The organism is Kitasatospora phosalacinea, assembly GCF_000717185.1.
Lineage (GTDB): Bacteria > Actinomycetota > Actinomycetes > Streptomycetales > Streptomycetaceae > Kitasatospora > Kitasatospora phosalacinea_A.
The window spans coordinates 1-21,662 of sequence record NZ_JNYE01000118.1; the positions used below are offsets into that span (position 1 = coordinate 1).

Annotated in this window: 16 protein-coding genes and 1 riboswitch; of the genes, 9 read left to right on the forward strand and 7 right to left on the reverse strand. The window is 76.5% G+C overall.

Annotation, left to right across the window (positions count from 1 at the left end):
• Positions 1-148 precede the first annotated feature (148 nt).
• Positions 149-949 (reverse strand): aminoglycoside adenylyltransferase domain-containing protein, encoded by an 801-nt coding sequence (locus OO57_RS33440; RefSeq protein ID WP_033256527.1) that lies wholly within the window; start codon positions 947-949, stop codon positions 149-151.
• A gap of 224 nt (positions 950-1,173) precedes the next feature.
• Between OO57_RS33440 and OO57_RS33445 the strand changes: the two genes are divergently transcribed.
• Positions 1,174-1,485 (forward strand): hypothetical protein, encoded by a 312-nt coding sequence (locus OO57_RS33445; RefSeq protein WP_158715319.1) that lies wholly within the window; start codon positions 1,174-1,176, stop codon positions 1,483-1,485.
• Positions 1,486-1,514: 29 nt separating this feature from the next.
• On the opposite strand, the gene OO57_RS44345 is transcribed toward OO57_RS33445, so the two are convergent.
• Positions 1,515-2,600 (reverse strand): phosphotransferase, encoded by a 1,086-nt coding sequence (locus OO57_RS44345; protein WP_033256529.1) that lies wholly within the window; start codon positions 2,598-2,600, stop codon positions 1,515-1,517.
• A complete protein-coding gene (locus OO57_RS33455; RefSeq protein WP_033256530.1) occupies positions 2,597-5,269 on the reverse strand; it encodes an HAD hydrolase family protein in 2,673 nt (890 codons plus the stop codon). The genes OO57_RS44345 and OO57_RS33455 overlap by 4 nt, the downstream gene beginning before the upstream one ends.
• A gap of 774 nt (positions 5,270-6,043) precedes the next feature.
• Here OO57_RS33455 and OO57_RS33460 point away from each other — a divergent pair.
• Positions 6,044-6,496, forward strand: coding sequence for a DoxX family protein (locus OO57_RS33460; protein WP_033256531.1), 453 nt, complete (start codon positions 6,044-6,046; stop codon positions 6,494-6,496).
• A gap of 450 nt (positions 6,497-6,946) precedes the next feature.
• Entirely contained in the window at positions 6,947-7,207 is a 261-nt protein-coding gene (locus OO57_RS33465; RefSeq protein ID WP_033256532.1) for a hypothetical protein, read from the forward strand.
• A 26-nt stretch (positions 7,208-7,233) separates the two neighbouring features.
• Here OO57_RS33465 and OO57_RS33470 read toward each other — a convergent pair whose 3' ends face one another.
• Complete coding sequence (locus OO57_RS33470; RefSeq protein ID WP_033256533.1) at positions 7,234-7,881, reverse strand: GTP cyclohydrolase II; 648 nt, start codon at positions 7,879-7,881, stop codon at positions 7,234-7,236.
• A 239-nt stretch (positions 7,882-8,120) separates the two neighbouring features.
• On the opposite strand from OO57_RS33470, the gene OO57_RS33475 reads away from it, so the two are divergent.
• Complete coding sequence (locus OO57_RS33475) at positions 8,121-9,044, forward strand: NADP-dependent oxidoreductase (RefSeq protein WP_033256534.1); 924 nt, start codon at positions 8,121-8,123, stop codon at positions 9,042-9,044.
• The gene (locus OO57_RS33480; protein ID WP_033256535.1) at positions 9,041-9,805 is read left to right on the forward strand and encodes a VOC family protein; all 765 of its coding nucleotides are present in this window, start codon (positions 9,041-9,043) and stop codon (positions 9,803-9,805) included. Before OO57_RS33475 ends, OO57_RS33480 begins: the two co-directional genes overlap by 4 nt.
• Before the next feature lie 65 nt (positions 9,806-9,870).
• Here OO57_RS33480 and lnt read toward each other — a convergent pair whose 3' ends face one another.
• Complete coding sequence (gene lnt / locus OO57_RS33485) at positions 9,871-11,430, reverse strand: apolipoprotein N-acyltransferase (protein ID WP_033256536.1); 1,560 nt, start codon at positions 11,428-11,430, stop codon at positions 9,871-9,873.
• Between the two features lie 184 nt (positions 11,431-11,614).
• Positions 11,615-15,223 (reverse strand): cobaltochelatase subunit CobN, encoded by a 3,609-nt coding sequence (cobN, locus tag OO57_RS33490; protein ID WP_033256537.1) that lies wholly within the window; start codon positions 15,221-15,223, stop codon positions 11,615-11,617.
• Positions 15,224-15,486: 263 nt separating this feature from the next.
• A riboswitch (cobalamin riboswitch) is annotated at positions 15,487-15,562 on the reverse strand.
• Between the two features lie 241 nt (positions 15,563-15,803).
• On the opposite strand from cobN, the gene OO57_RS47070 reads away from it, so the two are divergent.
• From OO57_RS47070 to OO57_RS33505, 3 genes are read left to right on the forward strand one after another with little or no spacing between them, the layout of a single operon-like run.
• A complete protein-coding gene (locus OO57_RS47070; RefSeq protein ID WP_267885006.1) occupies positions 15,804-17,018 on the forward strand; it encodes a cobalamin biosynthesis protein CobG in 1,215 nt (404 codons plus the stop codon).
• Positions 17,015-17,641, forward strand: a complete 627-nt coding sequence (locus OO57_RS33500) for a precorrin-8X methylmutase (RefSeq protein WP_033256539.1) — start codon at positions 17,015-17,017, stop codon at positions 17,639-17,641. The genes OO57_RS47070 and OO57_RS33500 overlap by 4 nt, the downstream gene beginning before the upstream one ends.
• Positions 17,638-19,245: a precorrin-2 C(20)-methyltransferase gene (locus OO57_RS33505; RefSeq protein ID WP_033256540.1), complete on the forward strand. Its 1,608-nt coding sequence runs from the start codon at positions 17,638-17,640 to the stop codon at positions 19,243-19,245. The genes OO57_RS33500 and OO57_RS33505 overlap by 4 nt, the downstream gene beginning before the upstream one ends.
• 19 nt (positions 19,246-19,264) lie before the next feature.
• Here OO57_RS33505 and OO57_RS33510 read toward each other — a convergent pair whose 3' ends face one another.
• Positions 19,265-20,005: a cobalt-precorrin-6A reductase gene (locus OO57_RS33510; RefSeq protein ID WP_033256541.1), complete on the reverse strand. Its 741-nt coding sequence runs from the start codon at positions 20,003-20,005 to the stop codon at positions 19,265-19,267.
• A gap of 183 nt (positions 20,006-20,188) precedes the next feature.
• On the opposite strand from OO57_RS33510, the gene OO57_RS33515 reads away from it, so the two are divergent.
• Positions 20,189-21,340 (forward strand): cobalt-precorrin-5B (C(1))-methyltransferase, encoded by a 1,152-nt coding sequence (locus tag OO57_RS33515; RefSeq protein WP_234337617.1) that lies wholly within the window; start codon positions 20,189-20,191, stop codon positions 21,338-21,340.
• Positions 21,341-21,662 lie beyond the last annotated feature (322 nt).

The following is a 21,662-nucleotide window of genomic DNA, read 5'->3' on the forward strand; positions in this document are numbered from 1 at the left end:
GCGGTCGCGAGGGAGTCCAGGTCAGGCGTCACAACCGACCTTTGGACTCCCTCGCTTCATCTCATGCGTGCCAGCAAGCCCTTCGCATCAATCATCTAGGCCGTGGTCCGACCGAGAGGTTCGCCGGGGCCGGGGCCGGGCCGCGTCGTCAGGCGTCGAGCGCTGCGGCGGCCTCGTCGACGCGGGCCCGCACCCAGGTGAGGAACGCCCGGACCTGCGGGCCGGGCAGGGGCAGGGCGGCGGAGCGGGGGCGTTCGAAGCTGCGGACCGCGGCCTCGACCAGCGGGCGGAAGTCCGCTTCCGCGGCGGCGACCTGCCCGGCCGCGGCGCGCTTGGCGAGCCAGCGGCCGGTGCGGCAGTAGACCACGGAGCGGCAGCCGTTGAGGACCCGGTTGTCGGCGAGGTGCCCCGCACCGTCGTCGTGCTCGCGCACCGAGGCCCGGATCGCGGCGTGCAGGTCCTTCGGCCGGGGCGTCGCGATCACCTCCGGCGCGGGCGGGCCGTACAGCGCGATCCCGTCCTGGTGGGCCACGGAACGGTCGATGACGTACCAGAACGACGGCGCCCCGGCCGGGTCGAAGGCGGCCCGGCCCGGCAGGTGGGAGCCGGTGTTGAGGTCCAGCAGGTAGCCGGCCTCCCCGGACGGGACGCGGGCGAAGTCCGCCGGGTAGACGACCAGTTCCAGCCCCGCCGCCGGGCACGGCAGCTGCCGGTGGTCGAGGGCGTCGGCCAGTTCCCGCAGGGTCGCGGCCGACGGCGGGCCCTCCACGAGGACCGTGACGTCGACGTCGCTGCGCCCGTGCCGGTAGTCGCCGAGCGCGAGCGAGCCGACCGCGACCACGCCGGTCAGCCGGGTGCCGCACACCGCGCGCGTGCGGCGCACCAGCTCCGCCAGGTAGGGCCGCACCTCGGCAGGAACGGCCCGGAACGGCCCGGTTGCTGCGTCCATCCGGCCAGTATGGGGCACCCCGGCGGCGCGAACACCCCGGCGACGTGCGGGCGCGGTGCGGGCGCGGTGCGGCAGGACCACCCGCACACGGACGGATCCGCCCGGGTGGGATACGGTGGCCGCCCTGCCCGCCGTCTGCGCCCGAGAGCGCCCGTCACCCGAGGACCAGAGAAGTGTCCAGCGAGTCCCCGTTCTCCGTCGTCATCCGGTTCTATCCGGGCAGAGTGATCGTCAGTGAGGACCGCGTCGTGATCCGGCGCTCCCTCCTCGCCCGGCTCGGGGGAGCCGAGAACGTCACCATTCCGGTCGCCGACATCGTGGACGTGGTCTCCCAGGTGCCCACCCCGGTGCTGAACGGCTACACCTCCTTCGAGACCCGGGGCCCGTCCGGGAGCCGCGCGGTGCCGGACGGAGCGTCGCGGAGGGAGATATTCGCCTCCCCGCACACCGTTGCCTTCACGGCCGCCCAGAAGGGCAACCAGCAGAAGCTCCTGGAGGCCGTGGAATTCGCCCGGGCGCGGCTGCGCGGGGAGTGACGGGAGAGCAGGGCAGAGCGGGGGAGCCGTCACCCGGACGGGGCGGGGCGGGCGGCGAGCTCGCGCAGGACCGGGACGAGGACCTCGCGGAGCCAGCGGCGGTTGCGGGCGAAGCGGCGGGACTTCTCCAGGTTGCCCGAGACGTGCCAGAGCCAGGCCAACAGGGCTCCGGAGAGCGGGAGTTCACCGGCCTCGGGGCGGTGCAGGGCGCCGGTGCGCAGGGCCGTCACCACCTGCTCGCCCCAGGACCGGCCCTCCAGCAGCCAGCCCAGGGCGAGGGCGAACGTCGCGCGGTCGACCACGGCCGGGCCGTCGGCCGTCGCGTCCGCCCAGTCGACCACACCCGTGACGGGCGGTCCGTTGCCGGAGGGTCCGGCGTCGGGCGGCGGACCGGTGCGGGCGGGGTCGCCGAACAGCAGGTTGCCGGGGACGAAGTCGCCGTGCGTCCAGGCCACTTCGACCGGCCGTCCGGTCAACTCACGGCGCAGGAAGGCGCGCAGGGCCAGCAGACCGGCGGTCCCCTCCGCGCTGCGGCACCAGCGGACCCGGTCGGAGAGCACCGCCAGCCGGTGGCCCAGCCAGCCGTCCGCCAACCGCCCGTCCCGGCTCGAACCGCCCGTCCCGCCGCGCAGTTCGTCCAGCACCCGGAACGCGGACGCGGCCACCGCGGCGGCCAGTTCGGGGCGGCGGGAGAGCAGGACGTCACCCGGGACGCCCGGCAGCACCTCCTGCACCAGGACGGGCGGGCGGGCGCCCAGCCGGGAGTCGACCGTCTGCGGCAGCAGCTCCTGCAGGCCCGGGGAGTGCAGCTGGGAGGCCAGCACCGCCACCGCGTCCCGCTCGCGGACCAGGGCCCGGACCGCCTCCCCGGTGCGCGGGCACTTCACCAGCACCGGCGGGCCGCCGTCCGCCGGGCACCGGCGCGCCACCAGCACGTCCGAGAAGCCCTGCGCCACCGCCTCCCACCGGCCGCGCCCCAACTCCTGCGCGGCCCACCGCAGTCGGAGCCCGTCCGCGGCCCGGCCCGCCGCCCCCGGCGGCACCAGCAGCAGCCCGCCCGCGACCTCGCGCACCCCCATCAGCTCGTACACGGGCACCCGGCTGCCGGTGCTCATCCCCGACCCCGTTCCCCGCGCACGGCCAACCCGCCGACGGCGGACGACAGTTCGGCGAGCCGGGCGGGCGTCCCGGCCGGGCCCGCCTCCGGCAGGGCGAGCAGCGCCAGCAGGGCCCGGCTGCCCGGGGCGGGCCGGGGCGGGCGGCAGCGGGGGCAGCCGCCCGGGCGGTGGCCCAGCAGGGCGGCGACCCCCTCCGCCAGGCCCGCCTGGTAGGCGGAGGCGGAAACCCTCGCCGCGGAACGGAGTTCGGCCGGGGCGTGGGCGGGCGCGGTGCCCAGCCGGGCCCAGCGCAGCAGCTCCAGGTCCGCCGGGCCGTCCCCGGCGGCGAACACCGGCACCGCGCCCGGATCGCCCAACTCCGCCAGCAGCGCCCGCACTCCGGCGGCCTTGCCGACGCCCGGCGGCAGGAAGTCGGTCTGCTGCTCGCCCCGCACCGTCCGGGTACCGGTCGCGGCGGCGATCCGCCCGGCGGTGCGCCCGTCCAGCCCGGTGCGCCGCCCGTCCGGCTGCCGCCGCGACACCCGGGCCGTCCAGCGGGCCAGCGGGTCGACCTCCAGGTCCGCCGAACGGGCGGCCAGCGCCCGGACAGCGGCACCGTCCCGGTCGGCGAGCGGCAGCGGCGCCCGCCCCGGCAGGTGCACCACCGCCCCGTACTCGGCCACGCCGCCCGCCAACCCGTAGGCCCGGCAGCGGTCCTGGAGCTCCGGCAGCGAACGGCCGGTCGCCGGCAGCGGACGGAAACCGTGCGCCCGCAGCGCCCGCAGCGCGAGCATCCCGAGCGGCGACCCGGCCGGGAAGCCCAGCGGATCGGTCTCCAGCACCCCGTCCAGGTCCAGCACGCACCACCCCGCCCCCGGCCCGGCCCCGGGCGTCGGCAGGTCGTCCAGGTACTCCTCGGCGAGGAAGCCCTGCACCGCCCGCGCCGAGGCCCGCCGCCGCGCCGCCCGGTCCAGCGGCCGGTCGCCCAACCCGTGCCGCACCTGCACCAGTTGGGCCAGGCACCAGCGGGCCGCGTCGATCCGCTCCCCGGTGAGCCGCTCGTACCCGGCCCGGACCTCGGCGGCCTCCCCGGGGCGCCCGAGCGCGGTCAGCGAGACGGCGAGGCCCGCGAGGTCCCAGGTCGGGTCGCAGCTCGCCAGGTCCAGGTGGCTGAACGCGCCCTCCGCCCAGTCGGTCTTCACCCACCGCCCGTCCCGGCCCGTCCAGCGCCCGGCCGAGGTGCGCCCGTCCACCACGTACGGCCGGGCGGCGCGGGTGAGCGCACGGGCCACCGGGTCGGCGAGCAGCGGACGCAGCACGGCCGCCCAGCGGCCGAACAGCGGCGCGAACAGGCGCCCCGCCTCCTCCCACACCGGCCCGCGCCCGACCAGCCGGGCGGTGCGGTCCGCGCCGAGGGCCAGCGCCCGCTGCCGGGCGGCCACGTAGCGGGCCGCCGCCTCCGCCGAGACGGGGGTGTCGCCGGGCCGCTCCCGGCGGACCATCAACCCGCCCTCCAGCGCCAGGACTTCGGGTACCAGGCCGGGCAGGGCGGCGGCGTACTCGGCGGCCCGGCGGCCGAGGTGCCCCAGCCCGACGGTCTCCACCCGCAGCGGCACCGGCGGCCCGTCCGCCGGGTGCCCCGTCACCGGCAGCGAGAGGTGCAGGCCCCGCCCCGGGGAGACGGCCGGGCCGACCTCCAGGCGCGGCCAGCCGGCGGCGCCCGGGACGCTCCGGCGGACCAGCGCCTCCACGGCCGTCGGCGAGACCAACTCCCTTACCTGCCAGTCGCTTTCCGGCAGCGCGACGACCCGGAACGGGCCGAGGTCGGGCGGCTCCCGCTCCACCGCGACCAGGACGCTCACCGCGTCCGCCGCGAACCCCCTGGCGCACAGGCCGGTGGCGACCTCCAGCAGCGAACGCCCGGTCACCGGCGGGTCGTCCACCACCAGCACCTGCCCGCCCGCCGCCAGCAGCCACGCCAACTCCCGCTCCCGGCCCGCCAGTACGGCCTGCCCCGGCCGCACGGTGCCGCCCGCCACCGCCCGGTGCCCGGCCTGCCGCAGCGCGGCCGCCAGCAGCGGGCCCAGGTAGCTGCCGGAGGTCCGCACCCCCACCACCAGCAGCGGCAGGTCGGCGGGCAGCGGCCGCACGGCGTCGAAACGGCGGGCCAACTCGACCAGGTCCGCCGGGTACTGGTCGAAGCTGCAGAAGCAGGACGGCGGCCGCCGCACCGCCGACCCCAGCACCCGCCGCAGCCCCGCCGACCGCGCGTCCGCCCGACCGTCCAACTGCCCCGCCGCCCGACCGTCCAACTGCCCCGCCAGCCGGTCCAGCCGCCGGTACAGCGCGGACGGGAACGCGGACGGGAACGGGGCCGGGCGCAGCACCAGCGCGGCCAGGTCGTCCGTCGCAGCGGCCAGCACCCGCACCCACCGGACGGCCGCCCCCAGTGCGGGCGCGCGCCCGGCCAGCGCCGCCGCGGCCCGCTCCAGGGCCGCCGCCCCGGCCCGGCTCCCGGCGGCCGGGGCGGCCCCGTCCTGCAGGTGCCGGACCAGGCGCCGCGGCACCGTCCAACTACCGGCCAGCCGGTCCTCGGCGGCCTGCAGCATCCCCGCCGCGTACAGGAACGCGTCCAGCGCCTCCCCGTCCCGCGCCGCCCCCGCCAGGCAGTCGGCCAGCTCCGCCACCGTCGCGTGCGGATCCGTCGGCCGTCGGCCGGGCGACACCCCGGGCGGCACCCCGGCCGGGCCCGCGAGGGGGGCCGGAGCGGGGCCCGGGGCGGGGCCCGGGGGGTCGGGCGGTGGCCTTGGGGTCATGGCGCTCTCCGTGCTCTCCGTACGCTCCGCGCGCTCCGTGTTCTTCGGGGTTCTTCGGGGTTCTTCGGGGAACGGGCGGCAGCCGCGCAGCGACGGACTGCCGGACACGGCTGCTTCCACCGTCCGCCCACCACCCCGCGCCCGCAACGCGGGCCCCGCCCCGCCCGTCCCGCCCTCGACGCCCCGTGTCCGCCCGGCCACCCGGAGCGACCGGGAGGCCGCCCGAGACCACCCGTCCCGGAGTCCACCGGCCTTGGGATGACGGGGTGTTCAACCGTCTGCGGATCGACGTGCCGGCGTCCGAGCGCTGCACCGCCGAGGTACGGGTCCGGGTCGACGGGGCGGACCCGGTGGCCGACACGACGGGCCCCGGCGGCTTCGGCGCGTACGCCCCGCCCCTGCTGCCCGCCACCGGCGAGGGCCCGCTCCGGGCGGGCACCGAGGCGCGCCCGCCCGCCCGACCTCCACTTCAACGCCCACCAGTACGACACCGAACTCGCCCGCGCCGGTGCCGACCGCTGGTGGGACCTCCCCCCGGCGCCCTGACCGCGGGCGGAAGAATTCCCCGCCGGGCACCGATGAGTCCACGGGGCGGCGGCCGTCGAAGCCGGTGAGACCGATGCCCGCCGACCGGGGAGACCTGAGATGCCCAGCAGCACCACCGCCACCGCCACCGTCATCGCCACCGATTCCGCCCCCGCCACCGCCGCTGCGCCCGGGACGGCCCTGCGCCGGACGGTCCGGACGCTGCGGATCCTGATGGCGCTGTTCTTCGCCGTGGCCAGCGCACTGCCCAAGCTGCTCGCGATCCCGGACGCCACCACGGTCTTCGACGCGATCGGCGCGGGCGACTGGTTCATGTACCTCACCGGCCTGGTGGAACTCTCCGGCGCGATCGGCCTGCTGCTGCCCCGCCTGGCCGGACCGGCCGCGACGGCGCTGATCGCCTTCCTGTTCTGCGCGTTCGCCGTCCAACTCACCGCCATGCACGGCGAGAACGCGGGCACCCCGTTCCTCTTCATGCTCCCGCTGGCCGTCATCGCCTGGAACCACCGCACTGAGACCGCCGCCCTGCTGCGCCCGCGCCCGCGCCGCTGACCGGCGCCGCGTTCCGCGAGGTGCCCGCCGAAGTGCTGGAGCGCGAAGCCGAGGAGTACCGGGCAGGTGCTCCGCGCGGGGCCGGGGCACTGCGGTAGGACACGCCCGCGGCCGGGAGTCCCCGGCGTCGCACCACCGGCACGCACCCGGGGGCGGTGGCCGGTCCGCGGAGCGGCGTCCCCGAGCGGGGCGTCCCGGGCAGCCCTGTCCCGAACTGCCGTCCGGCAGCGTCGAACTGGCGCTGCGGCGGCAGCCCGGGCGTCGGCGCCCTCCTGGAGCCGCGTGAGGACGGATCGGCCGGATAGGGGGTACGGTCGGTCGGGACGCGAGGGGAGGCGAGCGGATGACCGCGATGGCGGAGTCCGGAGCGCGGCGGGTGCGGCGGGCGCGGCGCGGCGGCGCTCGGTACGGGCCGGTCCGCACCGGTGGGCGGCGGACCGGGACGGCGGCGTGAGCAGCTGGAAGATCTGGCTGCAGGACCAGCCGGCCCACACGATGATCGCGATCTCGAAGACCGACGGCGACCTGTTCGCGCTGGTCACCGCCGCCCTGGTCCTCCTCGACGACCGGACCGGCACCCCGGTCGACGCCTGGGGCGACCTGCGCAGCGTCGTCCTCGCCCCGGCCGTCACCGCGGAGCTCTTCGTCAACGCCGACGAGCGCACGATCGACGTCCTGCGCCTGGTCTGGGTCCCGGGCCTGGGCGCCTGACCCGGGTGGGGCCCGGGGGCCCGTCGTCAGCCGACCAGGGGGGCCAGGGCGAGGGTGTGCCGGGTGTGCTCGACCTTGGCGCGGAGGTAGTGCAGGTTGCTGGGGGAGAGGTGGACGGCGGTGGGGACGCGTTCGGTGACGGTGATGCCGTGGGCGGCGAGTTGGGCGGCCTTGTCGGGGTTGTTGCTGAGCAGGCGGACGGCGGGGGTGCCGAGGGTGTGGAGCATCTGGGCGGCGGCGGTGTAGTCGCGGCCGTCCTCGGGCAGGCCCAGGGCGGTGTTGGCCTGGTAGGTGTCGAGGCCGGCGTCCTGGAGGGCGTAGGCGTCGAGCTTGTTGTAGAGGCCGATGCCGCGGCCCTCCTGGCGCAGGTAGAGGAGGTGGCCGCCGGTCTCGGCGATGCGCTGGACGGATTCGCGCAGCTGGGGGCCGCAGTCGCAGCGGGCGGAGCCGAAGACGTCGCCGGTGAGGCACTCGGAGTGCAGGCGCACCAGGGGGGCGGGGGCCGCGGACGGGTCGCCGAGGGTGAGGGCGAGGTGTTCGGCGCCGTCGGCGAGGCCGTGGAAGGTGCGGACCTCGGCTTCGACGCGGTAGCCGTCGGGGAAGGCGAGGGGGATGCGCACCCGGGAGCGGATGGTCGCTGCGGGCCGCTGGGGGGTGGTTTCGGGGTGCGTCATGTCGGGTCCCTCCGGGGCCGCGAGTAGGGGAGGCCTGCGGTCCGGTGCGAGGGGCTGCCCATGTTGTTCAAATTCGAACCGGATCGTGCGCGGTCGACGCTACACCGTGGTTCCAATGTGAACAACCGGCGTCCCGGGCGGCGTTCCCCCTCCCGTTCGGCCCACCCGTCCCCGGGCTACCGGCCGGTACCCCGGCAAGGTGGAGGGGGCAAGGGGCCGCGGAGGAGAGGAAGGGCCGGATGGCGAAGGCATTCGGGTTCGTCGGGTACGGCGGGCCGGAGCAGCAGGAGTTCCTGGACCGGCCGGCGCCCGTCCCCGGGCCCGGCACGCTGCGGATCAGGGTCGTGGCCGCCGGGGTCAACCCCGCGGACTGGAAGAAGCGGCAGGGCTGGTTCGGCACCGACGCCGCCCCGCCGCTGGTGATGGGCAGCGAGGCGGCCGGGGTGGTGACCGCCGTCGGCGAGGGCGTGCAGGGCTTCCGGGTCGGCGACGAGGTCTTCGGGACCGCCCCCGGCGGCGCGTTCGCCGAGGAGGCGCTGCTCTCCGCCCGCGCCACCGCGCACAAGCCCCGCACCGTCGGCTTCGCCGAGGCCGCCGCGCTGCCCGTCGCCGCCGCCACCGCCTACGACGCGCTCGACCAGCTCGCCGACCTCGGCCTGCACCGCGGACAGACCCTGCTGGTCGTCGGCGTGGCCGGGGGCGTCGGCAGCGCCGCCGCGCAGATCGCCCGCGGCCGCGGCCTGGACGTGCTGGGCACCGCCGGGGAGGGCAGCGCCGCGTACGTCCGCTCGCTCGGCGCGACCCCCGTCCGCTACGGCCCCGGCGTCGCCGACCGGCTGCGCGGCGTCGCCCCCGAGGGCGTGGACGCCGTGCTCGACCTGATCGGCGGGGACGCCGTCCGCGAGGTCGCCGGGGCCCTGCGCGCCCCCGGCCGGCTGGTCTCCACCGCCGACCCGGACACCGTCGCCGAACTCGGCGGCGCCTACGTCCGGCGCGACGGCACCGCCGCCCCGCTCGCGGCCCTCGCCGAACTCGTCGCCGCCGGAACCCTCGACCCGCACATCACCGCCCGCTACCCGCTGGAACGCGCCGCCGAGGCGATGGCCGCGGTGGAGGGCGGGCACGCCCGAGGCAAACTGATCCTGGAGATGAGCCGACCGTGAACACCACCGAACCGAGCCCCGGCGCGCCCTGCTGGGTCGAACTCGCCACCAAGGACCCGGCCGCCGCCAAAGCCTTCTACCACGAACTCTTCGGCTGGCGCGCCGAAGTCGTCCCCGACGAGAAGGCCATGGGCTACACCAGGTTCCACCTCGGCGAGCAACTCGTCGCCGGACTCAGCCCGTTGATGCAGCCCGAGCAGCCCACCGCCTGGACGATCGGCTTCCACACGCCCGACGCCGACGCCGCCGCCGACGAAATCGCCGACGCCGACGGCAAGTTGATCGTCCCGCCGACGGACGCCCTGGACTGGGGCCGGTTCGCCGTCGCCGCCGACCCCACCGGCGCGGTCTTCTCCACCTGGCAGCCCGCCGACCTGCGCGGCGTCGACCTGCGCGACGCCCCCGGCTCCCTCGGCTGGGTCGAACTCGCCACCCGCGCACCGCAGTCGGCCGCCGAGTTCTACGCCCGGGTGTTCGGCTGGAGCGTCAACACGGGCGAGATGTACACCCGGTTCGGCCTCGGCGGAAGCGACTTCGGCGGCATGATGGACATGTCCGACCAGTTCCCCGCCGAGGTCGCGCCCTACTGGATGCCGTACTTCGTGGTCGCCGACGTCGACCTCGGCGCCGAACGCGCCGCCCTGCTCGGCGCCACCGTCACCCTCCCGCCCACCGACGTCCCCGACGGGCCCCGGCTGGCCGTCCTGCACGACCCGCAGGGCGCGCTCTTCGGCATCCACGCGGTGGAGCGGGAGGGGTGAAGGAGCGGGAGGGGTGAAGGGAACAGGAGGGGCAGGAGGGGCAGGAGGAGTGACAGTAGCGGGGCTCAGACCCGGGCCGGCGGCAGGCCGGTGGGCGTCGCGGACGGCGGCGGCCCCGGGCGGCGGCGGTCGCGCAGCACCGGCCCGGCGGCGCCCGCGGCCGCCGCCAGCACCACCGCCAGCGCCGTCAGCGGCACCCAGTCGCCCAGCCGCACGTACCAGGTGCGGGCCGCCGGGTCGGCCAGCGCCAGCTGCACCGTCACCGACCCCGACTCGTCCGTGCCCAGCCGGGCCAGCCGCCGCCCCTGCGCGTCGTACGCCACCGACTCGCCCGTCAGCGCGGCCTGCACCACCGGGCGGCCGGTCTCCGCGGCCCGCAGCGCCCCCAGCGAGGCGTGCTGCGCCGGGGCCCACGTCGACTGGAACGTCGAGGTCGCCGACTGGTAGACGATCAGCTCGGCGCCCTGCCGGGCCGCGGTGCGCGACATGTCGGGGAACGCCGACTCGAAGCAGACCAGCGCGCCCACCGGCAGCGCCCGCCCGTCCCGGCCGACCACCGGCAGCAGGTGCACCGAGCTGCCCGGCGCCCGGTTCTCGCCCGCCGCGGCGCTCACCCCGGCGATCCAGCCCAGCAGCGGACGCAGCGGGATGTACTCGCCGAACGGCACCAGCCGGATCTTCCGGTAGCGCGCCAGCACGCCCGAACCGTCCACCAGCACCGCGTCCTTGGAGATCCGGCCGTCCGCCTTCCGGGCGTCCTCGCCGACCAGCAGCTGCGCGCCCGTCGAGCGCGACAGCGCCGCCAGCCGGTCCACCGTCGCCCGCTGCCGGTCCAGGTCCTCGGTGGTCGAGCTCTCGCCCCACACCACCAGGTCCACCGGGCGGCCCGCCAGCGAACGGGTGATCCGCACGTTCGCCTCCAACCGGGCCCGCTCGTCCGGCGTCGACCCCGCCTGCACCAGCGCCACCGACGCCGAACCGGACACCGCCGGAGCGGCCTGCGCCGCGAACGCCGCCGGGCCCGCCAGCAGCGCCGCCAGCGCCGTCGCCCCCGCCAGCGCGCGCACCCGCACCCCCCGCGCGCACACCAGCACCAGCAGCGCCGTGTTCACCGCGACCAGCGCCCAACTCACCAGCCACACACCGCCGACGGACGCCAGGCCGAGCACCGCCGGATGCTCCCACTGCGTCGCGCCCAGCACCGCCCACGGCCCGCCCAGCGCACCCCAGGAACGGGCGTACTCGGCGCACACCCACACCGCGGGCAGCACCGCCAGCGCCGCCGCCGAACGGCGCGGCGTCGGCTCGCCGCGCAGCAGCCACCACGCCGCCAGACCGAACGGCGCCTGCAGCACGCCGAACAGCACCGCCAGCACCGGCAGGCCCGGGCCGATCGACGGGATCAGCCAGTACATGCCCGTCAGGATGAACCCCGCCCCGAACCACCAGCCGCGCACCGCCGCCTCGCGCGCCCCGCCCGCCGCCCGCATCAGCGCCAGCCCCGGCACCAGCGCCCCCCAGGCCAGCCAGGCCAGGCCCGCGCCGGGGAAGGTCAGGACGGGCAGCGCGCCCGAGGCCAGCGCGCCGTAGCGGGCGGGTCGGGTGAGGGCGGTTCGCAGGTTCATGGGCAGATTGTCCGTCCGGCGGTGCCGGAAGGCACCCCTATTCGATCACCGGCATGTCCAGGTCGCCCCCAGCCTGCCCGGATCCCGCCCGTTCACGCGCCCTCGACCGAAGCCGCCCGTCCGGCTGGCTGGCCGCCCGTCCGGCTGGCCGCCGTCACTCGCCCGCCCGTCCACCCGTCCGCCGTCACTCGCCCTCCAGTTCGCCCTCCGTCTCCAGCAGCACCTGCCGCAGCCCGTCCAGCAGCGCCGCGTCCGGCTCCGCCCACAGGCCGCGCCCGGCGGCCTCCAGCAGGCGCTCGGCGATGCCGTGCAGGGCCCACGGGTTGGCCTCGGCGAAGAACTCCCGGTTGACCGGGTCGAGCACGTACTCCTCGGTCAGCTTCTCGTACATCCAGTCCGCGACCACGCCGGTGGTCGCGTCGTAGCCGAACAGGTAGTCGACGGTCGCGGCCATCTCGAACGCGCCCTTGTAGCCGTGCCGCCGCATCGCCTCCAGCCAGCGCGGGTTGACCACCCGGGCCCGGAAGACCCGGGCCGCCTCCTCGGTCAGGGTGCGGGTGCGCACCGCCTCCGGGCGGGTCGAGTCGCCGATGTACGCGGCCGGGGCGGCGCCCGTCAGCGCCCGCACGGTGGCCACCATGCCGCCGTGGTACTGGAAGTAGTCGTCCGAGTCGGCGATGTCGTGCTCACGGGTGTCGGTGTTCTTCGCCGCCACCGTGATCCGCCGGTACGCGCTCTCCATCTCCTCGCGCGCGGGCCGCCCGTCCAGGCCCCGCCCGTACGCGTAGCCGCCCCACACCGTGTACACCTCGGCCAGGTCCGCGTCGGTGCGCCAGTCCCGGCTGTCGATCAGCTGTAGCAGGCCCGCGCCGTACGTGCCCGGGCGGGAGCCGAACACCCGTACCGTGGCCCGGCGTTCGTCGCCGTGCTCGGCCAGGTCGGCCTGCACGTGCGCCCGGACGAAGTTCTGCTCCGCGGGCTCCTCCTGGCGGGCCGCCAGGCGCACCGCGTCGTCCAGCAGCGCCACCACGTGCGGGAAGGCGTCCCGGAAGAAACCCGAGATGCGCAGCGTCACGTCGATCCGCGGACGGCCCAACTCGGCTGCGGGGACGGCCTCCAGGCCCGTCACCCGGCGCGAGGCGTCGTCCCACACCGGGCGGACGCCCAGCAGTGCCAGCGCCTCCGCGATGTCGTCGCCCGCGGTGCGCATCGCCGAGGTGCCCCACAGCGACAGGCCCACCGACGGCGGGAACTGCCCCTCGTTGTCGGCCCGGTAGCGCTCGACCAGCGAGGACGCCAGCGCCTGGCCGGTCTCCCAGGCGAGCCGGGACGGGACGGCCTTCGGGTCCACCGAGTAGAAGTTCCGGCCGGTCGGCAGCACGTTGACCAGCCCGCGCAGCGGCGAACCCGACGGCCCCGCCGGGACGAAACCGCCCTGCAGCGCGTGCAGCACCGCGTCCAACTCGTCGGTGGTGGCGGACAGTCGGGGCACCAGCTGGGTCGCGGCGAAGGTCAGCACGTCGGCGACCGCGGCGGGCAGCCCCTCGGCGACCTTCGCGACCGCGGCCGGGTCCCAGTCCTCCGCCTCCATCGCCTCGACCAGCGAACGGGCCTCCGCCTCCGCCGCGTCCGCCGCCCCCAGCGACGGCGCCGCCTCGTCCAGGCCCAGCGCCTCGCGCAGGCCCGGCAGCGCGCTCACCCCGCCCCAGATCTGCCGCGCCCGCAGGATCGACAGCACGAGGTTCACCCGGTCCGCGCCCGCCGGGGCCTGCCCCAGCACGTGCAGGCCGTCGCGGATCTGCGCGTCCTTCACCTCGCACAGCCAGCCGTCCACGTGCAGCAGGAAGTCGTCGAAGCCGTCGTCCTCCGGCCGCTCCGCCAACCCCAGGTCGTGGTCCAGCTTCGCGGCCTGGATCAGCGTCCAGATCTGCGCCCGGATCGCGGGCAGCTTCGCCGGGTCCATCGCCGCGATGTTCGAGTGCTCGTCGAGGAGTTGCTCCAGCCGGGCGATGTCGCCGTACGAGTCGGCGCGCGCCATCGGCGGCACCAGGTGGTCGACCAGCGTCGCGTGCGCCCGGCGCTTGGCCTGGGTGCCCTCGCCCGGGTCGTTCACCAGGAAGGGGTAGACCAGGGGCAGATCGCCCAGCGCCGCGTCCGGGCCGCACTCCGCCGACAGCGCCGCGGTCTTGCCCGGCAGCCACTCCAGGTTGCCGTGCTTGCCCAGGTGCACCACCGCGTGCGCACCGAAACCGCCGTCCGCGCGGTCCGCCGCGATCCACCGGTACGCCGCCAAGTAGTGGTGGCTGGGCGGCAGGTCGGGGTCGTGGTAGATCGCCACCGGGTTCTCGCCGAACCCGCGCGGCGGCTGCACCAGCACCAGCAGGTTGCCGGAGCGGATGCCCGCCAGCACCAGGTCGCCGTCCGGGTTGCGCGAACGGTCCACGTACAGCTCGCCCGGCGCCGGGCCCCAGTGCTCCTCCACCCGCTCGCGCAGCGCCGCCGGGAGGGTGGCGTACCAGCGCCGGTAGTCGGCCGCCGGGATGCGCACCGGGTTGCGGGCCAACTGCTCCTCGGTCAGCCACGCCTGGTCGTAGCCGCCCGCCTCGATCAGCGCGTGGATCAGCGCGTCGCCCTCGTGGCCCTCGTCCGTCTCCGTGTGCAGGCCCGGCAGGCTGTCGCCCAGGTCCATGCCCTCCGCACGCAGCCGCTCCAGCAGCCGCACCGCCGACGCCGGGGTGTCCAGGCCCACCGCGTTGCCCACCCGGGCGTGCTTCGTCGGGTACGCCGACAGCACGAGGGCGAGACGGCGCTCGGCCGCCGGGGTGTGCCGCAGCCGGGCGTGCCGCACCGCGATGCCCGCCACCCGCGCCGCCCGCTCCGGGTCCGCCGCGTACACCGTCAGCCCGTCCTCGTCGACCTCCTTGAACGAGAACGGCACCGTGATCAGCCGGCCGTCGAACTCCGGGACGGCCACCTGCGTCGCCGTGTCCAGCGGGGACAGGCCGTCGTCACTGCCCTCCCACTGGGCCCGCGACCAGGTCAGGCACAGCGCCTGGAGAATCGGGCGGTCGAGTGCGGCCAACGCGCCCGCGTCCCACGCTTCCTCGTCGCCGCCCGCCTGCGCGTCCGCCGGACGCGTGCCGCCCGCCGCGAGCACCGTCGTCACGATCGCGTCCGCCGCGCCCAGCTCCGCCAGCAGCTCCGGCTCCGCGCCGCGCAGCGACGCGCAGAAGTACGCCCGCGCCTGCGCGCCCTGGTCCTCCACGGCCCGGCACAGCGTCTCCACGAACGCCGTGTTCCCGCTCATGTGGTGCGCCCGGTAGTACAGCACCGCGATCACCGGGCCCTCGGCGGTGCGCGCCTCCCGCTCCAGTGGACCCCACGCGGGCGCCGACGCCGGGGGCGCGAAACCGTGCCCGGTCAGCAGCACCGTGTCCGACAGGAACGCGCCCAGCTCCGCCAGGTTCGCCGGACCGCCGTGCGCCAGGTACGCGTGCGCCTCCGCCGCGATGCCCGCCGGGACGCTCGACAGCTCCATCAGCTGCGCGTCCGGCGCCTGCTCGCCCGTCAGCACCACCACCGGCCGCGGCCCCGCCAGCAGCGCGTCCAACCCCTCCTGCCAGGCCCGGCGCCCGCCCAGCAGCCGCACCACCACCAGCTCCACGCCCGCCAGCAGCGCGGGCAGCTCCTCCGGCGACAGGCGCGCCGGGTTCGCCCACCGGAACGGCACCGGGCCGTCCGCCGCCCGGGCGCTCAGCAGGTCGGTGTCGGACGTCGACAGCAGCAGGATCATGCGGAAGCCCTCCCGGGCGTCTCGGACGGCACGGGGCACACGGGCAGGGCGGAGCACACGGGCAGGGCTGCGCTGACCGGCAGGGCCGGGGCGGCGCTGACCGGCAGGGCGGCACAGGACGGCAAGGCGGGGCGCACGGGCGACGGGCGGCGAACGGCACGGGACGGCCCGACGACGGCGGGCACCCCCCGGGGCGCAGGCATGCGGCAGCGCATGGAACAGCCTTCCTCGGGGTCCTCGCCCCGGGCAGTGGAGGACGGCCGGAGTTCCTGGCTCCCGCGGCTCACTGAGCCGCGGTCACAGTGGCGGGACCGCACCGGATTCGCACCGGACTTCCTCCGCTGTGCCGTCGCTGGCAGCGGACGCCCCGAGAGGCGCCCGCCAGCATCGTACGGGGTGATCGGCCCCGGGGGGAGTGTGAGCTGCGACGCTGACCGAAACCCGACCACCCGCACCCCCACAGCCCGGCCCGCACCGCCCTGAGCTGGGCAATCGCCCCGCAACGGCCACCGGGGCACCCCGCCGGGGTGTGACGGACGAAGCGGTGGCGCCGACGCGGCCGATGGGTATGCTCGCCGCCATGCCACCCACACCCGACGCCGCCCAGGCGGCCTCCGTCGGGCCCGACCGAGGCCGCGCCGACGCCTGCCCCGGCGCGCTCCGCCTGCACCCCGCCGAGGACGGCCACCTCGCCCGACTCCGCCTGCCCGGCGGCTACTTGACGACCCGTCAGCTGCACGCGATCGCCGACGCCGCCGACGACCTCGGCGACGGCGGCATCGAGATCACCTCCCGCGGCAACGCCCAGCTGCGCGGCCTCGACGGGGCCTGCGCCGCCGACCTCGCCGAACGCCTGCGCACCGTCGGCCTGTTGCCCTCCGACACCCACGAACGCGTCCGCAACATCGTCGCCTCCCCGCTCGCCGGAATCGACGGCCGCGGCACAGGCGGCACCGAACTCGACACTTGGGTAAGGGAGTTGGACGAGGCGCTGTGCGCCGCCCCGTGGGCCGCCGCCCTGTCCGGGAAGTTCCTGTTCGCCCTCGACGACGGCCGCGGCGACGTCGCCGCACTCAACGCCGATGTGACCTTGATCGCAGTCGGCGACGGCCGCGCCCTGCTCCGCCTCGGCCGCGCCCGCCGCGCCACCGCCGTCGACGCACCCGTCCCCGCCGCCCTCGACGCCGCCCGCGGCTTCCACCACCTCGCCGCCGGACGCGCCTGGCACCCCCGCGAGATCCAGCCCGAACTCCCCGAAGGCACCGTCCCCCTCCCGCCCTTCGCTGGCGAACAACCGCTACTGGGACAGGTCGGCGACGGCCTCTCGGTCGGACTGCGCTTCGGCCGCGCCACCAGCACCCAGTGGCGGCTGCTCGCCGACACCCTCCCCGCGGACCGCACCGCCCGGCTCACCCCCTGGCGCGGCGCCGTCCTGCCCGGCGCCGACCCCGCCCGGCTCCCGCACCTCGCCGACGCCGGATTCCGCACCACCCCCGGCGGCCCCTGGGAAGGCGTCACCGCCTGCACCGGCCTGCCCGGCTGCGCGAAGTCCCTCGCCGACGTCCGCGCCCAGGCCGCCCGCGCCCACACCGACGTCCCCGCCGAAGGACTCCCCGTCCACTGGTCCGGCTGCGCCCGCCGCTGCGGGCACCCCGCCGGACGCTGGGTCGACGTCCTCGCCACGGCGGCCGGACACCGCGTCACCGTCGACGGCACCGTCCGCGACACCGAAGAGAACCAGACGGCCGAGGCAGTCGCCGAAGCCCGCAACGCCCAATGGCGGAGGCCCAAATGATCGACTACGAGAAGGACGGCGCGGCCATCTACCGCCAGTCCTTCGCCACCATCCGGGCCGAGGCGAACCTCGCCCACCTGCCCACCGACGTCGCCCGGGTCGCCGTCCGGATGATCCACGCCTGCGGCATGACCGACCTCGTCGACGACCTGCTCTGGTCGCCGAACGCCGTCGCCGACGCCCGCCGCGCCCTGCTCGCCGGAGCGCCGGTCCTCTGCGACGTCAACATGGTCGCCAGCGGCGTGACCCGCAAGCGGCTGCCCGCCGACAACGAGGTGCTCTGCACCCTCACCGACCCCGCCGTCCCCGAACTCGCCCGCGCCATGGGCACCACCCGCAGCGCCGCCGCGATGGAACTCTGGCTGCCCCGCCTCGAAGGCGCCGTCGTCGCCGTCGGCAACGCCCCCACCTCGCTGTTCCGCCTGCTCGAAATGATCGAAGCGGGCGCCCCCCGACCCGCCGCAGTCATCGGCGTCCCCGTCGGCTTCATCGGCGCCGCCGAGTCCAAGCAGGCCCTCGCCGACCACCCCTCGGCCCTGGAGCACCTCGTCGTCCGGGGCCGCCGCGGCGGCAGCGCCATCGCCGCCGCAGCCATCAACGCGATTGCGAGCGAAGAAGAATGACGGACCACCAGGAAACCGGAAGGCTCTACGGGGTCGGCGTCGGACCCGGCGACCCGTCCCTGCTCACCGTGCGCGCCGCCGAACTCATCGGCAAGGCCGACGTCATCGCCTACCACTGCGCCCGGCACGGCCGCTCGCACGCCCGGGCCATCGCCGAACGGTACCTGACGGGACGTCAGATCGAAGAACAGCTGATGTACCCCGTCACGGTCGAGACCACCGATCACCCCGGCGGCTACCGCGGCGCCCTCGACGACTTCTACCAGGAAGCCTCCGCCCGGCTCGCCGCCCACCTCGACGCCGGACGCGACGTCGTCGTCCTCGCCGAGGGCGACCCGCTGTTCTACGGCTCCTACCAGCACATGCACAAGCGGCTCGCCCACCGCTACCCGACCGAGGTCGTCCCCGGCGTCACCTCGGTCAGCGCCGCCGCCGCCCGCCTCGGCACCCCCCTCGTCGAAGCCGAGGAAGTCCTCACGATCATCCCCGGCACCCTCCCCGAGGAGGAACTCGCCGCCCGCCTCGCCGCCACCGACTCCGCCGTCGTCATGAAGCTCGGCCGCACCTTCCCCGCCGTCCGCCGCGCCCTGGAGCGGGCCGGCCGCCTCGACGACGCCCGGTACGTGGAACGCGCCACCATGGACGGCGAACGCACCGGACGGCTGGCCGACGTCGACCCGGACGGCGTCCCGTACTTCTCCGTCGCCGTGCTGCCCAGCAAGGTCGCCGCGCTCGACTCCGCCGGGCAGCCCTACGCGGCCGCCGGGGCCGCCGGGGCCGCCGGGGACCCGCTCGACGGAGCGCCGGACGGAGCGCCGGACGGAGCGCCGGACGGCTCGGCGGGGACGGACGGGGTCGGCGAGGTCGTCGTGGTCGGCACCGGGCCCGCCGGGCCGCTGTGGCTCACCCCCGAGGCGCGCGGCGCCCTCGCCAACGCCACCGACCTGGTCGGCTACACCACCTACCTGGACCGAGTGCCCGTCCGCGCCGGACAGCTCCGGCACGGCTCCGACAACAAGGTCGAAGGCGTCCGGGCCGAATTCGCCCTCGAACTGGCCCGCCGCGGCCGCCGCGTCGCCGTGGTCTCCTCCGGCGACCCGGGCGTCTTCGCGATGGCCACCGCCGTCCTCGAAGCCGCCTGCACCGACCCCTACCGGGACGTCCCCGTCCGCGTCCTGCCCGGCATGACCGCCGCGCACGCCGCCGCCTCCCGGATCGGAGCGCCGCTCGGCCACGACTACGCGGTCGTCTCGCTCTCCGACCGGCTCAAGCCCTGGGAGGTCATCGCCCGCCGGCTGCGCGCCGCCGCCGAGGCCGACCTGGTGCTCGCCCTCTACAACCCCGGCTCCAAGTCCCGCACCACCCAGGTCGGTTCGGCCCGCGACCTGCTGCTGGAGTACCGCTCCCCGCAGACCCCCGTGGTGCTGGCCCGGGACGTCGGCGGCCCCACCGAGCGGATCCGCACCGTCGCGCTCGCCGAACTCGACCCGGCGGACGTCGACATGCGCACCCTGCTGCTGGTCGGCTCCACCCAGACCCAGTGGGTGCGACGCGGCGGCGGAGCCGAAGTGGTGTGGACGCCGCGCCGCTACCCCGAGGCGTAGCGGGCGAATTGACGGTGCGTCAGCCCACCAGTTGCCTGACCCAGTCGGCCGCCCCGGCCACGTCCGGGGCGGTCCGCACCCCCGCCGGGGCCGGCGGGCGCTGCACCACGACCACGGGCAGGCCGAGTTCGCGGGCCGCCGTCAGCTTGGGCGCGGTCGCGGCACTGCCGCTGTCCTTGGTCACCAGCACCTCGATGCGGTGCGCCCGCAGCAGCGCCCGCTCCCCGTCCAGGGTGAACGGGCCGCGCTCCAGCAGCACTTCGGTGGAGGCGGGCATCGGCGCCACCGGCGGCTCGACCGAACGCGCCAGGAAGACCAGCCCGTCCAGGTGCGCGAAAGCGGCGATGCCCTGGCGCCCCGTGGTCAGGAACACCCGGGTGCCGAGCGCGGGCAGCGCCTCCGCGGCGGCGGCCAGGCTCGGCACCGGGTGCCAGCGGTCGCCGTCCTGCGGCACCCAGCCCGGGCGGCGCAGCGCCAGCAGCGGCGTGCCCACGTCGGCGGCGGCCAGCGCCGCGTTGCGGCTGATCCGCTCCGCGAACGGGTGGGTGGCGTCCAGCAGTACGTCCACGGCGTGGGCCCGCAGCCAGGCCGCCAGACCGGCCGGGCCGCCGAACCCGCCGACCCTGACCTCCCCCGCGGGCAGCCGCGGCCGCTCCACCCGCCCGGCCAGCGAGCTGGTCACCCGCAGCGCCGGATCGGCCGTCAGCACGTCCGCCAACCGGCGGGCCTCACTGGTGCCGCCGAGGATCAGGACGTGCATGCGGACTCCCTGGGCCGGTGCGAGCAGGACACACCACCCTAACCGGGCGGCCGACGGGGGCGGCGTGGGACGGTGGGACGGGACGACGGTGGGACGGGACGACGGTGAGACAGTGGGAGCGGCGAGGAGAGCGGTGAGTGGCACGGTGAGCAGCGGGACGAGCGGTGAGCGGTGGAACGAGCGGTGAGTAGCGCGGTGGGTGGCGCGGCGCAGGACGGCCCGGTGGGCGGCGGGCGCCAGGGACAGCTGCGCAGCAGCGGGCTGCGGCCCGGGTGGACGACGGGCGCGTGCGCGACGGCCGCGACCAAGGCGGCGTACACGGCGCTGCTCGGCGGCGGCTTCCCCGACCCGGTGGTGATCACCCTGCCGAAGGGCGAGCGGCCCGCGTTCGCGCTGGCGGTGGAGGAGCTCGCGCCGGGCCGGGCCACCGCCGGGGTGGTCAAGGACGCGGGCGACGACCCCGACGTGACGCACGGCGCGCTGGTCCGCTCCACCGTGCGGCCGGGCCCGCCGGGCAGCGGCGTGGTGTTCCGGGCCGGACCGGGCGTCGGGACGGTCACCAAGCCCGGCCTGCCGCTGGCGGTCGGCGAACCGGCCGTCAACCCGGTGCCGCGGCAGCTGATGCGCGAGGCGGTCGCCGAAGTGGCCCGGGAGTTCGGGGCGTCCGGCGACGTGGAGGTGGAACTCTCCGTCGACCACGGCGAGGAGATCGCCCGGCACACCTGGAACCCGCGCCTGGGCATCCTCGGCGGCCTGTCCATCCTCGGCACCACCGGCATCGTCGTCCCGTACTCCTGCTCGGCGTGGATCGACTCGATCCGCCGCGGCATCGACGTGGCCCGCGCCGCCGGGCACACCCACGTCGCGGGCGCGACCGGCTCCACCTCCGAGAAGGTCGTGGTCGCCGAGTACGGCCTGCCCGAGGACGCCCTGCTCGACATGGGCGACTTCGCCGGAGCCGTCCTCAAGTACCTGCGCAGGCACCCGGTTCCGCGCCTCACCGTCTGCGGCGGCTTCGCCAAGCTCTCCAAGCTCGCCGCCGGACACCTCGACCTGCACTCCGGCCGCTCCCAGGTCGACAAGGCCCAACTCGCCGCCCTGGCAAGGGAAGGCGGTGCCGACGAGCAGCTGGCCGCCCGGGTCGCCGCCGCCAACACCGCCCTGGAAGCCGTGCAGTTGTGCACCGCGGCGGGCGTCCCGCTCGGCGACCTGGTGGCCGAACGGGCCCGCGCCACCGCCCTCGACGTGCTGCTCGGCGCCCCCGTCACCGTCGACGTGATCTGCATCGACCGCGCGGGCACCATCGTCGGCCGCGCCGCCCCGGAGGGCCGCTGACGGGCCGCTGAAGGGCCGCTGAAGGGCCGTTGACGGGGCGGGGCCGGGCGGGAGCGGGCGGGGCGGACACCCGACCGGGGCGCCGGGCGAGCAGTTCCGAAGTCGGTTGAGTTCGGCGGATCCTCGCCCTGACCTGCGCGACCCGGTGCCACCGCACCAACGACCGACCCGTCACCCGCGCACAGACCGCCCACGGCCACTGACCGGCTGCGGGACCACCCGTCCTAGACGAGTAGTTCCGAAGTGGGTCAGTGGTCGTAGGCGATGAGTGATCGGGTGACGGGTTGGCCGGTGGTGCGGTTGTGCCAGATCGCGCAGGTCA